Raw genomic sequence first — 14,862 nt, forward strand, 5'->3', positions numbered from 1 at the left:
TCAGCGGTCAGCGGTCAGCGGTCAGCGGTCAGCGGTCAGCGGTCAGCGGTCAGCGGTCAGCGGTCAGCGGTCAGCGGTCAGCGGTCAGCGGTCAGCGGTCAGCGAAAATATAAACAAGTTTATCCATAAAAGTAAGTGATCTGCTTGCTTTACTTAACAATTTAAGGGATTAAAAATGATTTTAAGAGATTTAGGCCTTTTTCTAGAGTTTATGATTAAAATACAACCATTACTTTTTTTAATCATCAGTGTCTTTGCTGTCTATCTAAGCTTTAAAATGCTCTCCAATGCAAAAGCATCTAGAGCACATGAGGAAAGGATAAAGTTAGTAGAGGTAAAAATGAATATTAAATCTCTGTTTTCAGAATCAATGGACAACCTCACTGAAATATATAACCAGCATAATATACTGTACATGAAACTAAAAACCTATTATCCGAACTTCGGTTCTGAATATTTAGCTCAACAAAAGAGAATGCTTGAGGCGTCAAAAAAGCAGTTAGAGGAAGTTGAAAATATATATAAAAACTATATCGAAAATGTTGAAAAATCAATCACTCTAGAAAGCTCAATAAAGTTTCTTTTAGAATTACAGGGGAATTATATTGTTTCACCAAGAAATAAAGTCTCGAACGAAAAGTATTTCAATGACTTGCTGGAAAGAGCAGCTAATACAAAAGAGCTGGTTACCAACAGCACCAAATACCGTTTTAGAGATAAATGTGACTTTCATAATTAGCTGTTTATTCTCAACACAATAAAAACGCGATCTAAATCGCGCTTTTATTGTTAATACTTTTTCAATTCTGACAGCTTTAAACTGACAACTTTGGGTATTAAAGCCCTAGTTCAGCCATAAAGTCGTCATCAGCATCGTCTTGCACGGGCTCTTTTTTAGCCTGTGCTTTTTCAGCTTTTTGTTTAGCTTCGTTTTCGATAATGTCGTCTGGGTCAATGGCTTCAATAATGTCAAAGTCGTGTAGTTTTATAAACTCTGTTTTATCCATTGCTAGTTCTAAGTAGAAAATATTTTGATTGCGGGTAGTAAACGTTACGCGGCGCGCTTGTGGGCGATCCATTGTGGTATCGACCGAAATTTGCACTTGCTTATTAATTGCCATCATTTTCGGCTGATTTTGTGTAATAGAGGTATGAAGTTGTTCGCGCACTTTAGAAGTAAAGTCGCCTACAATTTGGTTCATTAACTCGCCCATTACGTTTGAAACATCGTCTGACAAGTGACTGTGTGCAATTTCTTCTTCCGGCATACCCATGTTACGCATGTAGTCGCCGTATATTTCCATTGCTGCTTGCGATGTGAAGTTGGTAACAACAAGCCCTGTAAATCCGCCATCAAATAATACAAAGCAACCAATATCTGGTCGCATGCAGGTGCGTGTTATTTTTTGCACCATGGCTGAGTAACTTATTTCGTTACCACTTGCTGATGAAAGTACCCCTGTCACTGAGTGACAAAGTGTTGCTAGTATATCGTCGGTGCTAATAACTTTACTTTTGCTCATTTAACGTTCTCTTTTGTACTTATTATTCATAATTCTAGCCAACCTACTGAATTTATCACTGACTATCCAGCATAAAATGTTAAAATAACCTTATTATTTTTAAAGAGACTGCCTTCGTGACCATAAAAGACAGTATTTACGCCTCTGAGCAACAAGTAAAAGATTTTAGCTTTGACCAAAATGTGGTTGAAGTATTCCCCGATATGATTCAGCGCTCTGTGCCTGGCTATGCCACTATTGTTAGCACTATGGGCAAATTAGCGGGGCAATATGCACAAAGTAATTCTAACTTGTATGACTTAGGCTGCTCGCTTGGTGCAGTAACGCTGAGTATGCGCCGTAATATTCGCACCGATAATTGCCATATTATTGCAGTAGATAACTCACAAGCCATGGTTGAGCGTTGCAAACTGCATTTACAGGGTTTTAAATCTGAGGTACCTGTAACCGTTACTTTAGGGGATATTAACGAGCTTGATATCAAAAATGCATCGGTTGTGGCAATGAACTTTACACTGCAGTTTATCCCTCATGCGCAGCGCCAAGCTGTTATTGAAAAAATATACGCTAATTTAAAGCCTGGCGGTGTGTTACTACTAAGCGAAAAAATTAAAGCTGAAAACGAGCAATGCGATAATTTATTGATTGATTTGCATCACGACTTTAAACGTCATAATGGCTACTCTGAGCTTGAAATAAGTCAAAAACGTACCGCAATAGAAAACGTAATGCGCCCCGATACACTCAGCACGCACCTTAACAGGTTAAGTGATATTGGCTTTAGCCAAACACAAGTGTGGTACCAATGTTTTAATTTTTGCTCAATGGTAGCAATTAAATAATAAAGAGTAATTTATGTCTCAATGGTTTAATCAATTTTACGCTGCTATTGCACAAAGCTCACTTAGCCACTGGCTAGAAACTCTACCCGCTCAATTAAAACATTGGCAGCTAGAGGCAAGCCATGGTGATTTACCAAAATGGCAAAAAGTACTTAAAAATTTACCAGTAGTAAAAACAACTCACGTTGATATCGCCACTAAAGTAGAAATTGGCGCACTAGGGGAGATGAGCGAAGGCGAGCAAAAGCAAGCTACACATTTATTAAAACGCATGATGCCTTGGCGCAAAGGCCCATTTAGTGTGCACGGTATTGAAATAAACACCGAATGGCGCAGCGATTGGAAATGGGACAGGCTCCTTCCACATATTGAGCCGTTAAAAGGCCGTACCGTGTTAGATATTGGTTGTGGCTCGGGATATCACTTGTGGCGCATGCGCGGAGAAGGCGCTGAGTTTGTTGTGGGTATTGATCCGTCTGACTTATTTTTATGTCAGTTTCAGGCCATTAAACATTATAACCCAGACGAGAACGTACATTTACTTCCGCTAGGTGTTGAAGCCCTACCAGAACTTAAAGCCTTTGATACGGTATTTTCGATGGGGGTGCTTTATCACCGTCGCTCACCTATCGACTTTCTAGCACAATTGAAAGCCCAGCTTCGCCCGGGTGGCGAATTGGTGCTTGAAACGCTAGTAATTGAAGGCGACGAAAACACGGTACTCGTGCCTACCGACCGCTACGCAAAAATGCGCAATGTATGGTTTATTCCAAGTACTGCTGCACTCAAACTGTGGATGGAGCGCGTTGGCTTTAAAGATGTACAAATAAAAGATTGCGCAATTACCACGCTCGACGAGCAACGTAAAACTGATTGGATGGAAAACGAATCGTTAGTCGACTTTTTAGACCCAAACGATACAAGTAAAACCATTGAAGGTTACCCTGCCCCACTCAGAGCAATACTTACAGCTAAAGCCTAATTGCGATATTAAGTTTTATTTTATTATTAAAAAGCGTCGTTGGGCGCTTTTTTGTTTACTAATACAGCAACTAGCGGACAAGTGTCCTTGTTAATTATTTCAAAGCTATATTTACGCTAGCCGCGCAGATGCAATTGTTGTAAAATACGCGCGTTTCTAAGCAACCCAAAACAACTATTTTGAGGAAAACCTGTGAGCGAACAAAAACAGTCTCTTAGCTATAAAGACGCGGGCGTAGATATCGACGCTGGTAATGCACTTGTTGAGCGTATTAAAGGCGTAGTTAAAAAAACCCGTCGTCCTGAAGTGATGGGCGGAATTGGTGGTTTTGGCGCACTGTGCGAAATTCCTGAAGGTTATAAACAACCAGTATTAGTAGCGGGTACTGATGGTGTAGGTACTAAATTGCGTATGGCAATTGACCTTAAAAAGCACGATACCGTAGGTATTGACCTAGTTGCTATGTGTGTAAACGATTTAATTGTTCAAGGTGCTGAACCCCTGTTTTTTCTAGATTACTATGCTACAGGTAAACTAGACATAGACACAGCAGCCGACGTAGTAACCGGTATTGGTAAAGGGTGTGAAATTTCAGGTTGTGCCCTAATTGGTGGCGAAACAGCAGAAATGCCAGGTATGTATGATGGTGAAGACTACGACATGGCAGGTTTTTGTACCGGTGTGGTTGAAAAATCTAAAATTATTGATGGCACTAAAGTAGCCGCAGGCGATCAACTTATTGCGCTTGCATCTAGCGGCCCTCATTCAAACGGTTTTTCTTTAATTCGTAAAGTACTTGAAGTATCAAACGCCGACACTAATCAAGTTATAGACGGTAAAACACTAGGCGAGCATTTATTAGAGCCTACACGTATTTACGTTAAACCGTTACTTGAGTTATTTAAGCACGTTGACGTGCATGCCCTTTCGCATATCACGGGTGGTGGCTTTTGGGAAAACATTCCACGCGTACTACCTGCATCTGCTAAGGCAGTGGTTAAAGGCGATAGCTGGCAGTGGCCAAGTGTTTTTAACTGGTTACAAGAAAACGGTAATATTACTACGCATGAGATGTACCGCACATTTAACTGTGGTGTAGGCATGGTTTTGGTTGTTCCTGCCGAAAAACTTGAGCAAAGCTTAACTATGCTTAAAGATTTAGGTGAAAACGCTTGGCACCTTGGCGAAATCCAAGATGCGGCACCAGGCGAAGAGCAAGTAGATATTGTAGGTGGTGCTAAGTAATGGCACCCACTCGTCTAGTAGTTTTAATTTCAGGCAGTGGCTCTAATTTACAAGCCATTATAGATGCCTGTGAACGTGGCGAGATAAACGGACATATTGCGGCTGTTATTAGTAATAAAGCAGACGCGTATGGCCTAGAGCGTGCTAAAAATGCAGGCATTGCAACGCAAGTCCTTAGTCATAAAGATTTTGACTCGCGCGAGGCCTACGATGCGCAGTTAATGAACGTTATCGACTCTTTTGAACCAAATCTAGTTGTATTAGCTGGGTTTATGCGTATTCTTACACCTAGCTTAGTGCAAAAATATATTGGAAAAATGTTGAACATTCATCCATCTTTGTTGCCTAAGTACCAAGGGCTGAATACCCACCAAAGAGCAATTGATGCAAAAGACGATGTTCATGGCGTAAGTGTTCACTTTGTAACTGAAGAATTAGACGGTGGTCCGGTTATTCTTCAAGCACAAATACCTGTACTCAAGGATGATACAGCAGACACATTAGCAAAACGCGTGCACGAACAAGAGCATATAATTTATCCTTTGGTGGTCAAATGGTTCAGTGAACAAAGACTTACTATGGAAGCAGATTATGCGGTTCTTGACAAAAAACAACTTCCTGCACACGGCGCGCACTACCCACAATAAAAAAATAAGCGCCCTAATGCTATGTGCGGGCGCTTTACTTCCAACTAGCCTTATTGCAGGCGAATTGACTCAATACGAAGCCAAGTATGATATTTTGCGTAAAGGCAGTAATCATGGTACGGCGGTTCGTTCTCTGAAAAAGCTTGATAATGAAAGTTATGAATTAACCTACCACAGTGATATTGAGTGGATGATTTTTTCTGACTCACGTAAAGAAACCTCAAAATTTACGTTTAAAGATGGCAAAGTTTCGCCTGATCATTATTCAATGGTGCGTAAAGGCACAGGACCAGATAAAAACTACAAAATTGATTTTGACAAAAAAAATGAGGTTGTTACCAGCAGTACAAGTGAGTACCCATTAAAGTGCGAGTGGACTGATGATTTTCAGGATGCTATCTCGTATCAAGTTCAGGTTCGTGAAGGGTTAAAAAAAGGTGAAACAAATTTCTCGTTTCCCCTTGTGGATAAAAAAGGCAACCGCCGAGATTATAACTTTGAAGTAGTCGGCACAGAGGTGATTTCTCTGCCTATAGGTAACGTCGAAGCAATTAAAGTTAAACGCTTATACGATACCGACAAACGACAAGCCCTCGCTTGGTTTGCGCCCGAAATGGATTATATGCTTGTGCGCATGTGGAAAGGCGAAAAAGGCACTGAACAATTTGAAGTTCAAATGAATTCATTTACTGTGACTGCCCCAACCGCAACGGTTGACCACACTAAAAACCTTCAAGCTAATTAACTGAAAGTTTATTTGTAAAATAGGTGGGCTATATAAGCTCACCCATTTTAAATAACGAAAACTCTCCTGGCTCCATTTTTTTCCAACGTTCATCGTTTGTGAGCGGCCTTGTTGCGATGACAGTGACCACATCGTTTGGGGTTGTCTCTTTTTGAAAATCAACCACCATATCAGCATCAATTAATGTAGCTTTGCCAAATGGCGCACGGCGCGTTATGTAATGTAAGTTATTTGTGCAATACGCTAAAACAAATACACCATCGGTCAACAGCATATTAAATACACCTTTTTCACGTAACGTATGCGAAAGCTTTGCTGCGTATCTAAATACTGACGCCATGTTAGAAGGTAGCTTTGGGTATTTTTCACGAATTTTATCCAGCAACCAACAAAAAGCGAGTTCACTGTCGGTGTTGCCCACTGGGCGATAATATTCGGGTTTTAAATCGTGATAATTAGAAAGCTGGCCATTGTGTGCGTAGGTTATTTCGCGCCCCCACAGCTCACGCGTAAACGGATGAGTATTTTCTAGGCATACCCGACCTCGATTACCTTGGCGTATATGGCTGATAACCGAAACGCTTTTTATAGGATAAGCTTTAACAAGCTTAGCAATTTCAGATTGATAGCTGGGCTCAGGATCTTTAAATGTTCTACAGCCCTTACCTTCATAAAAAGTAATACCCCAGCCATCTTTATGCGGACCTGTATTACCGCCTCGCTCCAAAAGACCAGAAAAACTAAAACAGATATCAGTAGGTACATTGGCTGACATGCCAAGTAATTCACACATTTATAAAAAAGCCCTTAAAAAGTACGGATATATAGCAGTACATTTTACAAAAAAAATTTTCTAGATTAGTTGCATATTTACTTAAAAAAATCATTATGGCTACCTGAATTATAAATTTTTAACGCTCTGAATTAATAAAAAACATAATGTGTATGGCAAAAAGCACTACCCGTCCCCTTAAAAGGTACTTTGTAAAGCAAAACTTCTGACTTTTTACTATAATTTTACACGCTAATTTACTTGAAACTTGAGCTGACTAGCGCTACTCTAAATGAGGTGGTCTGACCTCTATTAAGGAATTAAAATGACACTCATATTTACACTCGGTTTAATCGTGCTGCTGTGCACTGCGATTTACCACAGAGCGAGTTGGAACACAGCACTTGGTGTTTCTGCTGCAACGTTGTTAATTGGTACCTTTGCGGGTGCTTTTGGTTTAATTAGCTGGTTGATCTTTTTGATCATCGCAGTGCCTCTTTCCGTTACTGGTATTCGCCAGCAATACATCATCAAACCTATCTTTACGGTATTCAAAAAAGTAACACCGAGCATGTCTGACACTGAAAAGTCAGCTATCGATGCGGGTACAACTTGGTGGGAAGCTGATTTATTTTGCGGTAACCCAGATTGGAAAAAGCTACATCAATACCCTGTGCCTAAACTTACTATTGAAGAGCAAGCCTTTATAGACGGCCCTGTTGAAGTAGTATGTAGCATGCTAGACGATTGGGAAGCAACACACGAGCTAACTGATTTACCGCAAGATGTATGGCAATACCTCAAAGATAATAAATTCTTTGCCATGATCATTAAAAAAGAATACGGCGGTTTAGAGTTTTCTGCGTTTGCTCAGTCTTGTGTACTTCAAAAACTAACGAGTAAATCAACATTACTTTCGTCAATTGTTGGTGTACCAAACTCATTAGGTCCAGGTGAATTATTACAACACTATGGTACAAAAGAGCAAAAAGACCATTACTTACCGCGCTTAGCTAGCGGCCAAGAAATTCCATGTTTTGCATTAACATCACCAGAGGCAGGTTCTGACGCAAGTTCAATCCCTGATTACGGTGTTGTGTGTAAAGGACAATGGAACGGTGAAGAAGTTGTAGGTATAAGCCTAACGTGGAATAAGCGCTATATCACGCTTGCGCCCGTGGCAACGGTACTTGGGCTTGCATTTAAATTACAAGATCCAGATGGCTTATTAAGTGATGTGAAAGAGCCAGGTATTACCTGTGCGTTGATCCCAACAGATACTCCTGGAGTAGAGATTGGTCGTCGTCACTTCCCGCTTAACGTACCATTCCAAAATGGTCCTACTCGCGGTAAAGACATTTTTGTACCTCTTGATTACATTATTGGTGGCCCTGATATGGCTGGCCAAGGCTGGCGCATGCTAGTTGAGTGTTTATCGGTAGGCCGTGCGATTACATTGCCGTCTAACTCTGCCGGCGGCATTAAAATGATTGCAACCGCTACCGGTGCATACAGCCGTATTCGTCGTCAGTTCCGTTTGCCAATTGGTAAAATGGAAGGTGTTGAAGAATCAATGGCTAAACTAGCCGGTTACGCATACAGTTCAGACGCCGCAGTAAGCATGTCGACTGGTGCTGTTGACTTAGGTGAAAAACCATCTGTTGTATCAGCGATTATTAAATACCACTTAACCGAACAAATGCGCGATGCAACAATCCATGCAATGGACGTTCTTGGCGGTAAAGGGATCATGCTTGGTCCAAATAACTATTTAGGTCGTGGCTATCAAGGTGCACCTATTGCCATCACCGTTGAAGGTGCAAACATCCTGACTCGTAATATGATTATTTACGGCCAGGGTGCTATTCGCTGTCATCCGTTTGTACTAACCGAGCTTGGTGCGTGCGAAATTGAAGACCGCGAAGAAGCGCTTAACGTATTTGATAAAGCGCTAATGGGTCACATAGGCTTTACTATGTCAAACCTAGTGCGTACTAAGTGGCTTGCCCTTACAGGTGCTCGTTTTACAAGTGTGCCTTACCATGACGAAACAGCTGAGTTTTACCGCATAGCGTCGCGCTTTAGTGCTTCACTTGCGCTTATGTCTGACATAAGCATGGCTGTATTTGGTGGCTCTCTTAAACGTAAAGAGCGTATTTCTGCACGTTTAGGCGATTTATTAAGCTACCTATACTTAGTATCTGCAACGCTTAAGCGTTACAACGACGAAGGCCGTAAGAAAGAAGATTTTGCGCTAGTTCAATGGAGCTGTCAGGATCACCTTTACCATTGTCAACGTGCGCTTGCTGACTTGATTAACAACATGCCTTCTGCACCACTTCGTGGCGTATTGAAAGTGTTATTGTTCCCGTTTGGTCGCCCGGTGCGCAAGCCTACTGATAAGTTAGAGCATAAACTAGCTCAAATCTTACAAGTGCCTAGCGAAACGCGTAACCGCTTAGCAAGTTATGTTTACTTAACAAATGAGCCACTTAACCTTGTAGGCCGTCAGGAGCAAACGCTGAAAGACGTGCTAGAAGTTGAGCCTTTATTTGAAAGAGTATGTAAAGAGAAAGGTGTGAAACTGCCGTTCTTCCAACTTGATAAAGTAGCGCAAATGGGTCTTGAAGCGGGTATTTTAAGCCAAGCCGAAGCGGATAAGTTAGCCGCTGTAGAACAGGCTCGTTTAGACGTAATTAACGTAGATGACTTTGACCCTGCTGATTTGCTTGCAGGCAAAGCAGCTCGAGATAGTGTTATTACAAAAGTGGATGCTGCTTAACTAATTTAGTAAAGCAAGCAGCCCAACGGTAGAAATAATCCAAACCAGCGCATAATGCGCTGGTTTTTTTTGTGCAAAATAAACCTGCAATAAACACCACATAAAACCCAAGCTTAGTAACATACTGTTTAACCTCTCAAACGTAATGCTATAGGTTATAAAGGCTCCTAAAAGCAATAGTATACTGGGTATAAACTGGCTGATATTAAACGCTCGCGCCTTATGAGTCATTTTGAAAAACAAGCGGTATTGTTCATGAACCTTAGTGCAATCAAATTGTAATGAACTGCTAAAAAGTACAATAAAAGCAATTGCCACAGTGTCTAGAATATTTACAAGATCTGGACGCTTTTCTAATAAAGCAGCCGATGCCATAAATACACACAAAAGCAACGATATACGCCATACTAATGTCCAACTATGGTTTATGAAGTAACAAAACCAAAAGCTAAATAAAGACCGAACACTCATCACTTCATTTATATTAATGACAGGGATGAATACGCTTAAAAGAAAGATAATTGCAAAACCCAGATGATAAATAAGCGGCGATAACTCAAAAGGAGTAAACAAAAATAAAGTACTTAAAACAAACCAATAAACAAGTGCACTAGGTTTGTATAAACAGGCAATGCCTAAACCTAACTGAAGGCATATAAAAACGATAAAGTGCGGTACTTTTATCCACTGTACTAAGGTTAAATCAAGTGCTACCAGCAGACTCGCTATAAGCCAGCCATTGCTAATAAGTAGCAATTTTATATCTGCTAAATTTAACCAGTTTGGACGAGCGATTGTGCGCTGAAATAACCGTTGATTGCTATTCTTAATTGCCGGTTTCATTGCGCTTAACATCACGCTTTGCAATAACAAATAAAACAGCGCCATTTGAGCACCACTTAAAGGCGCATCTGTAGTGTCTATAATTTTCCCTAAACCTAAAAAGAGCAACAGCACCAAGCCTAAAATGGATGAACCCAACACCACTAAAAATATCAAACCAAAACTTTTTAACTGTAGTAGCAGCTGCTTAAGCTCAAACGTGTATGCTAAGTATCTATAGCTCATAAATGCACGATACTGCTCAAGTTTGCCTTTTACGATCGCGAAACTCATAGCGAAACGCACTTAAAGCCATGCTCAATGAATACTGCCGGCTCATGGCAGGTGATAATAATTTGGCCATTCGGCTTATCAATCAAATAAGCATCGAGTAAATTTAAGAGATATTCAATGCTCGTTTGATCAAGCGCTGCACTTGGCTCATCAAGAAATAAGTAAGGTGACTTTCGCATTAGCGCTAGAATAAGCTGACACTTTTTTTGATTGCCCGAAGACAAGGCACTAAATCGAGTATTTAAAAATTCAGTAAAGCTAAACCCTTTAACTAATTCATGTGGCCACTGGCAATCGACTGTGCGAACAGACAAATCAATAATTTGCTTAGCTGTTAAAAAATCAGGTAACGTAATACGGTCACTGGCAATCGCTACTGTTTTTGTAGGCTCACTTAAAGTACTGCCGGCAAATAAAAATGAGCCTCTTTGTGGTTTATCAAGCCCTGCTAGCATCATAAGTAATGTAGTTTTACCGCGGCCATTAGGTGCTTCTATGCAAAGTTTTTGATCTGAAAAAACCTGGTTATAATTTTTGAAAACTACATTATTAAAAAACTGCTTATTTAAGCCAATGACTTCAATCATAAAATATCCCTTTAAATGAGCGAAATATTATAAATAAACTTTTATAATAAACAAAACCCATTCTAACAGCCTCAAAACAACACTAACGATAAAGTAGCGTCATTTTCTAATAGCGACAAACCTTTGTAGCAAAACTGATATAGTATACGTAGCTCTGAAACCGCTTGTGTCAATAACAGCGACCCACCCTAGCAACTTCACTATAAAGATAAACTTTTTACATCTGCGGCGTTATGGCTTAGCCTCAGGACAATGAAAACTGTTTTAAAAAGCAGTTTTAATATTACTCTTGAATATTTTATGTATTCGCGCCTGATCGGGTTAATAGTATAATTGCAAAAGGGCACATTCTTCCTAGCCTGATAGGTAAGCGTGTAGGTTATGCTTATAAAATAACGGGAACCCACGAAGCTGTGGGCTAAACTGAGACATATTTTTTAACTTAAAGACTTACTGTGGGTGGCGTGTTAATTTTGGTTCAAATATAGCTAGCACCAAACCAAACACAGCGGAAAATATGCCGATAAATTCAAGCCAACTATTACCTTTATGTTTTATTGTTCGCGAGAGTTCATCTGCGTTATAAAGTCGTTTACCTCTCTCGACTTCTTCAACAAATGATTCACCGATGTATTCATCCATTAACTTAAAACTGGGTACTCCTCTGGCCAGCATTTCACGAGTTTTTTCCTCTCTTTTCTCGCGGTTTGAATCAATAATATAATTCCTCCAATGAGTATATATATTTAGAGGTTCATCATTTTTGATCACACCCAGTGATTTGTATTCGTAAAAGCGTTCATTGAACAGATAGTTTTTATGTCCTGCATAAAATAATGCACCGCCACAAGAAATCAGAAACATAGCGAGGTATATAATTTTACGCTGTGCAGCAGAACTCTTTACAGCTTTACTTTTAAACCACAGCTCTAAATCGGGTATTTGCATGAGTCTTATTTTATCATGGCTCGGTACAAGCGGCTTCATAAACTCATCAATTGAAAGGTCTAATGCTATCAATAAAGATCTAAATATTTCATTCGAGGGAATTGATTTATCGTTTTCAAGTTTTGATAAATAACTCTGCTCTATCCCCACTTGCTGAGCGAACTCTGGCTGGCTCAGTTTTTTATCATTTCGTAGCTGCTTTAATTGTTGACCTAATGTGCTCATCTTAATGCTTCCATTTTAAAAGTGAGGTTAGATTCTTGGTGATTCATGCAGATATATGAAGCTGAATAATGAAGAATAATAAGGAATATTAGCAGGTTAGTATAAAAGAATCGAGCTGATAGCTGATAGCTGATAGCTGATAAAAAATTATGTTAGGATTTATTAATAAGGAAATTATGCTTATAACCTTGTTATTGAGGAAATAACAAGTGGCGGAGTGGACGGGACTCGAACCCGCGACCCCCGGCGTGACAGGCCGGTATTCTAACCAACTGAACTACCACTCCGCAGTGGTATGTGCATGGGGTAATGCACTTACTAATTTTGTTACGATATCAAATGGCGGAGTGGACGGGACTCGAACCCGCGACCCCCGGCGTGACAGGCCGGTATTCTAACCAACTGAACTACCACTCCGCAGAGATATCTTTTTACTTGTCATTACTTAATTTGTTGGCGGAGTGGACGGGACTCGAACCCGCGACCCCCGGCGTGACAGGCCGGTATTCTAACCAACTGAACTACCACTCCAGCATACAAATTTTTGTAATATAACAGTGTTTAAATAGTTGGCGGAGTGGACGGGACTCGAACCCGCGACCCCCGGCGTGACAGGCCGGTATTCTAACCAACTGAACTACCACTCCAGCGTATATTTAAACTGTTATTTTTTCTTATTGGCGGAGTGGACGGGACTCGAACCCGCGACCCCCGGCGTGACAGGCCGGTATTCTAACCAACTGAACTACCACTCCATAATAAGAATATGTTTTACAACCATATGTTGTGTAAGTGTTGGCGGAGTGGACGGGACTCGAACCCGCGACCCCCGGCGTGACAGGCCGGTATTCTAACCAACTGAACTACCACTCCAGCTTTTACTTACAAATTGTCGAAAATTGGCGGAGTGGACGGGACTCGAACCCGCGACCCCCGGCGTGACAGGCCGGTATTCTAACCAACTGAACTACCACTCCGCATTTTCGTTGCTGTTTAGGTCTCCCTGACAGCGGCGTGAATAATACGAACCAGCCCCTACTTCGTCAAGGGCTTTTTTGTTTTTTTACAGGTTTTTTAGTCATCTGACATCGAAAGGTTTAAAATTTCACCTGATTTGTCATTTTTTGAACCGTTTTTGTCAACTTGATTTTTTTCTGTGTCGTCTGCATCTCGATTCGCGTGTTTCTTTTTATTTAAAAAAGGTAACGATAGTTTAATTTTAATCGGTTTTTTTTGTACAAATATTCGAATAGCTAACCAGCCAAGTAATATAATTAAAATATTACAGCCAATTATTAAGCTCACAATAGTGGATGTGGCCATTTTTTCTTCTTCAGGCTCAATTGGTGTGGCTTGTTCGGCTGCAACAACTGTTGCAGGATCAACTTCTGGCACTGCTTCTATTGGTCGGGCTATTTCAAATTTATAGGTTGGTAAAGTGGCCATAAATTCACGGCCGTTATTGTTAGTACCAAAAACAGACAGTTCTACACTGTATCGACCCCAATCATAGTTTTTAATTATCAACTCTCTGGTTTCACTTTGCGTAGCGTTAATTGTAAACATTTGCTCTTCGTTATTTGGGTAGTAAATCTTACCCTGAAAAATAACGGTCTCAGGTTTAACTATTTTATTGTCTATTGCGATCGTTAATTTATGTTCATCAATATTTTCATCTGCAAGTGCAATATCGAAACCAAACGGTGGTTCATGCACAATGATGGTGTTTTGAACTACCCTGCGTTGCAGTAGGGGAGTTGAAATGTAAAGTTCAGGTATCCACTCACCTTCAGGAAACACAAGTTTGAACTCACCGGTAAATACACCGTCTTTTGGGCGTTCATCAAATCCACGCCCGTCGTCTTTAAATTCGGCGACCTCTTGAATACCTGCGCCAAAGTTTGCAAAGCTATCGTTATTCGTACTTACAAAGTCAACATTAAGACTCACAACGTCTCTAAATAGATTTGCGTTAATGGGTTCACCATCATTTAATATTTGGCCGGTTACTTTTATAGTCTCGCCTCTAAAAAGCATGGGGGGTAACGGCTCTGCCTTAAGCGATATTTCACCCAGTACAACAATTCTGCTATCTGGTGAAATACTTCCTATAACTTGCCACGGACCTGGCATTGGTTTTTTTATAGTGACAAGGTCATAGCTAAGCTCGTCAAACCATTCAATATTAGTATCTCTAACTGCGTTGGTGGCAAAATACTTACTGCCATCAGGCCTAACTAAGATAACGGCAGGTGTTCCTGGTTTTCTGAAAAAGAGTAATGTGATTTCGTCTATTTGGCTGTCAATTCGAAAGCGATTGTCGAGTAAGGGGATTTCATTTTGCAGGCCATCCCGTTTTAATACTTCAACTTGCTCTGCGCTGTAAGCATTACTTGGTAACAAGCTTAGTGCACATAACACGATTACAAAATACATTATTCTCATTAT

The 14,862-nt window shown here is 40.5% G+C and carries 13 protein-coding genes and 7 tRNA genes; 7 read left to right on the plus strand and 13 right to left on the minus strand.

Annotation, left to right across the window (positions count from 1 at the left end):
- Positions 1-175 precede the first annotated feature (175 nt).
- Positions 176-739, plus strand: coding sequence for a hypothetical protein (locus ATS76_RS15575; RefSeq protein ID WP_058552813.1), 564 nt, complete (start codon positions 176-178; stop codon positions 737-739).
- A gap of 97 nt (positions 740-836) precedes the next feature.
- Here the strand turns inward: ATS76_RS15575 and ATS76_RS15580 are convergent, their stop codons facing one another.
- On the minus strand, positions 837-1,523 hold the full coding sequence (locus tag ATS76_RS15580; protein ID WP_006794039.1) for a DUF3334 family protein: 687 nt from the start codon (positions 1,521-1,523) through the stop codon (positions 837-839).
- 116 nt (positions 1,524-1,639) lie between these two features.
- Here ATS76_RS15580 and cmoA point away from each other — a divergent pair, with 116 nt between their 5' ends.
- The 5 genes from cmoA (at position 1,640) to ATS76_RS15605 (ending at position 5,984) form a co-directional block, all read left to right on the plus strand.
- The gene (gene cmoA, locus ATS76_RS15585) at positions 1,640-2,365 is read left to right on the plus strand and encodes a carboxy-S-adenosyl-L-methionine synthase CmoA (RefSeq protein WP_058552814.1); all 726 of its coding nucleotides are present in this window, start codon (positions 1,640-1,642) and stop codon (positions 2,363-2,365) included.
- A 13-nt stretch (positions 2,366-2,378) separates the two neighbouring features.
- A complete protein-coding gene (cmoB, locus tag ATS76_RS15590) occupies positions 2,379-3,347 on the plus strand; it encodes a tRNA 5-methoxyuridine(34)/uridine 5-oxyacetic acid(34) synthase CmoB (RefSeq protein WP_058552815.1) in 969 nt (322 codons plus the stop codon).
- A 192-nt stretch (positions 3,348-3,539) separates the two neighbouring features.
- The gene (purM, locus tag ATS76_RS15595; RefSeq protein WP_058552816.1) at positions 3,540-4,592 is read left to right on the plus strand and encodes a phosphoribosylformylglycinamidine cyclo-ligase; all 1,053 of its coding nucleotides are present in this window, start codon (positions 3,540-3,542) and stop codon (positions 4,590-4,592) included.
- Positions 4,592-5,239: a phosphoribosylglycinamide formyltransferase gene (gene purN / locus ATS76_RS15600; RefSeq protein ID WP_006794043.1), complete on the plus strand. Its 648-nt coding sequence runs from the start codon at positions 4,592-4,594 to the stop codon at positions 5,237-5,239. The genes purM and purN overlap by 1 nt, the downstream gene beginning before the upstream one ends.
- Positions 5,240-5,255: 16 nt before the next feature.
- On the plus strand, positions 5,256-5,984 hold the full coding sequence (locus ATS76_RS15605; RefSeq protein ID WP_058552817.1) for a DUF3108 domain-containing protein: 729 nt from the start codon (positions 5,256-5,258) through the stop codon (positions 5,982-5,984).
- 28 nt (positions 5,985-6,012) lie between these two features.
- On the opposite strand, the gene ATS76_RS15610 is transcribed toward ATS76_RS15605, so the two are convergent.
- Entirely contained in the window at positions 6,013-6,777 is a 765-nt protein-coding gene (locus ATS76_RS15610) for a class II glutamine amidotransferase (protein WP_058552818.1), read from the minus strand.
- Between the two features lie 304 nt (positions 6,778-7,081).
- On the opposite strand from ATS76_RS15610, the gene fadE reads away from it, so the two are divergent.
- Positions 7,082-9,538, plus strand: a complete 2,457-nt coding sequence (gene fadE, locus ATS76_RS15615; protein ID WP_006794046.1) for an acyl-CoA dehydrogenase FadE — start codon at positions 7,082-7,084, stop codon at positions 9,536-9,538.
- Here the strand turns inward: fadE and ATS76_RS15620 are convergent, their stop codons facing one another.
- The 11 genes from ATS76_RS15620 to ATS76_RS15670 form a co-directional block, all read right to left on the minus strand.
- Positions 9,539-10,654 (minus strand): DUF6136 family protein, encoded by a 1,116-nt coding sequence (locus tag ATS76_RS15620; protein ID WP_058552819.1) that lies wholly within the window; start codon positions 10,652-10,654, stop codon positions 9,539-9,541.
- Positions 10,651-11,241 carry an ABC transporter ATP-binding protein gene (locus ATS76_RS15625; RefSeq protein WP_058552820.1) on the minus strand — a complete coding sequence of 197 codons (591 nt, stop codon included), beginning with the start codon at positions 11,239-11,241 and terminating at the stop codon, positions 10,651-10,653. Before ATS76_RS15625 ends, ATS76_RS15620 begins: the two co-directional genes overlap by 4 nt.
- 450 nt (positions 11,242-11,691) lie before the next feature.
- Positions 11,692-12,414, minus strand: a complete 723-nt coding sequence (locus tag ATS76_RS19125; RefSeq protein ID WP_082664360.1) for a helix-turn-helix domain-containing protein — start codon at positions 12,412-12,414, stop codon at positions 11,692-11,694.
- 210 nt (positions 12,415-12,624) lie between these two features.
- A tRNA-Asp gene (locus ATS76_RS15635) sits at positions 12,625-12,701 on the minus strand.
- A 53-nt stretch (positions 12,702-12,754) separates the two neighbouring features.
- A tRNA-Asp gene (locus tag ATS76_RS15640) sits at positions 12,755-12,831 on the minus strand.
- A 37-nt stretch (positions 12,832-12,868) separates the two neighbouring features.
- Positions 12,869-12,945: transfer RNA gene (locus ATS76_RS15645), tRNA-Asp, on the minus strand.
- A gap of 39 nt (positions 12,946-12,984) precedes the next feature.
- Positions 12,985-13,061 (minus strand) — tRNA-Asp (locus tag ATS76_RS15650).
- Between the two features lie 31 nt (positions 13,062-13,092).
- Positions 13,093-13,169: transfer RNA gene (locus ATS76_RS15655), tRNA-Asp, on the minus strand.
- Between the two features lie 41 nt (positions 13,170-13,210).
- Positions 13,211-13,287, minus strand: a tRNA-Asp gene (locus tag ATS76_RS15660).
- A gap of 27 nt (positions 13,288-13,314) precedes the next feature.
- Positions 13,315-13,391 (minus strand) — tRNA-Asp (locus ATS76_RS15665).
- A 97-nt stretch (positions 13,392-13,488) separates the two neighbouring features.
- Positions 13,489-14,859 carry a TIGR03503 family protein gene (locus ATS76_RS15670; RefSeq protein WP_058552821.1) on the minus strand — a complete coding sequence of 457 codons (1,371 nt, stop codon included), beginning with the start codon at positions 14,857-14,859 and terminating at the stop codon, positions 13,489-13,491.
- Positions 14,860-14,862 lie beyond the last annotated feature (3 nt).

Origin of the sequence: Pseudoalteromonas sp. 10-33 (assembly GCF_001469195.1) — a bacterium.
Classification (GTDB): domain Bacteria; phylum Pseudomonadota; class Gammaproteobacteria; order Enterobacterales; family Alteromonadaceae; genus Pseudoalteromonas.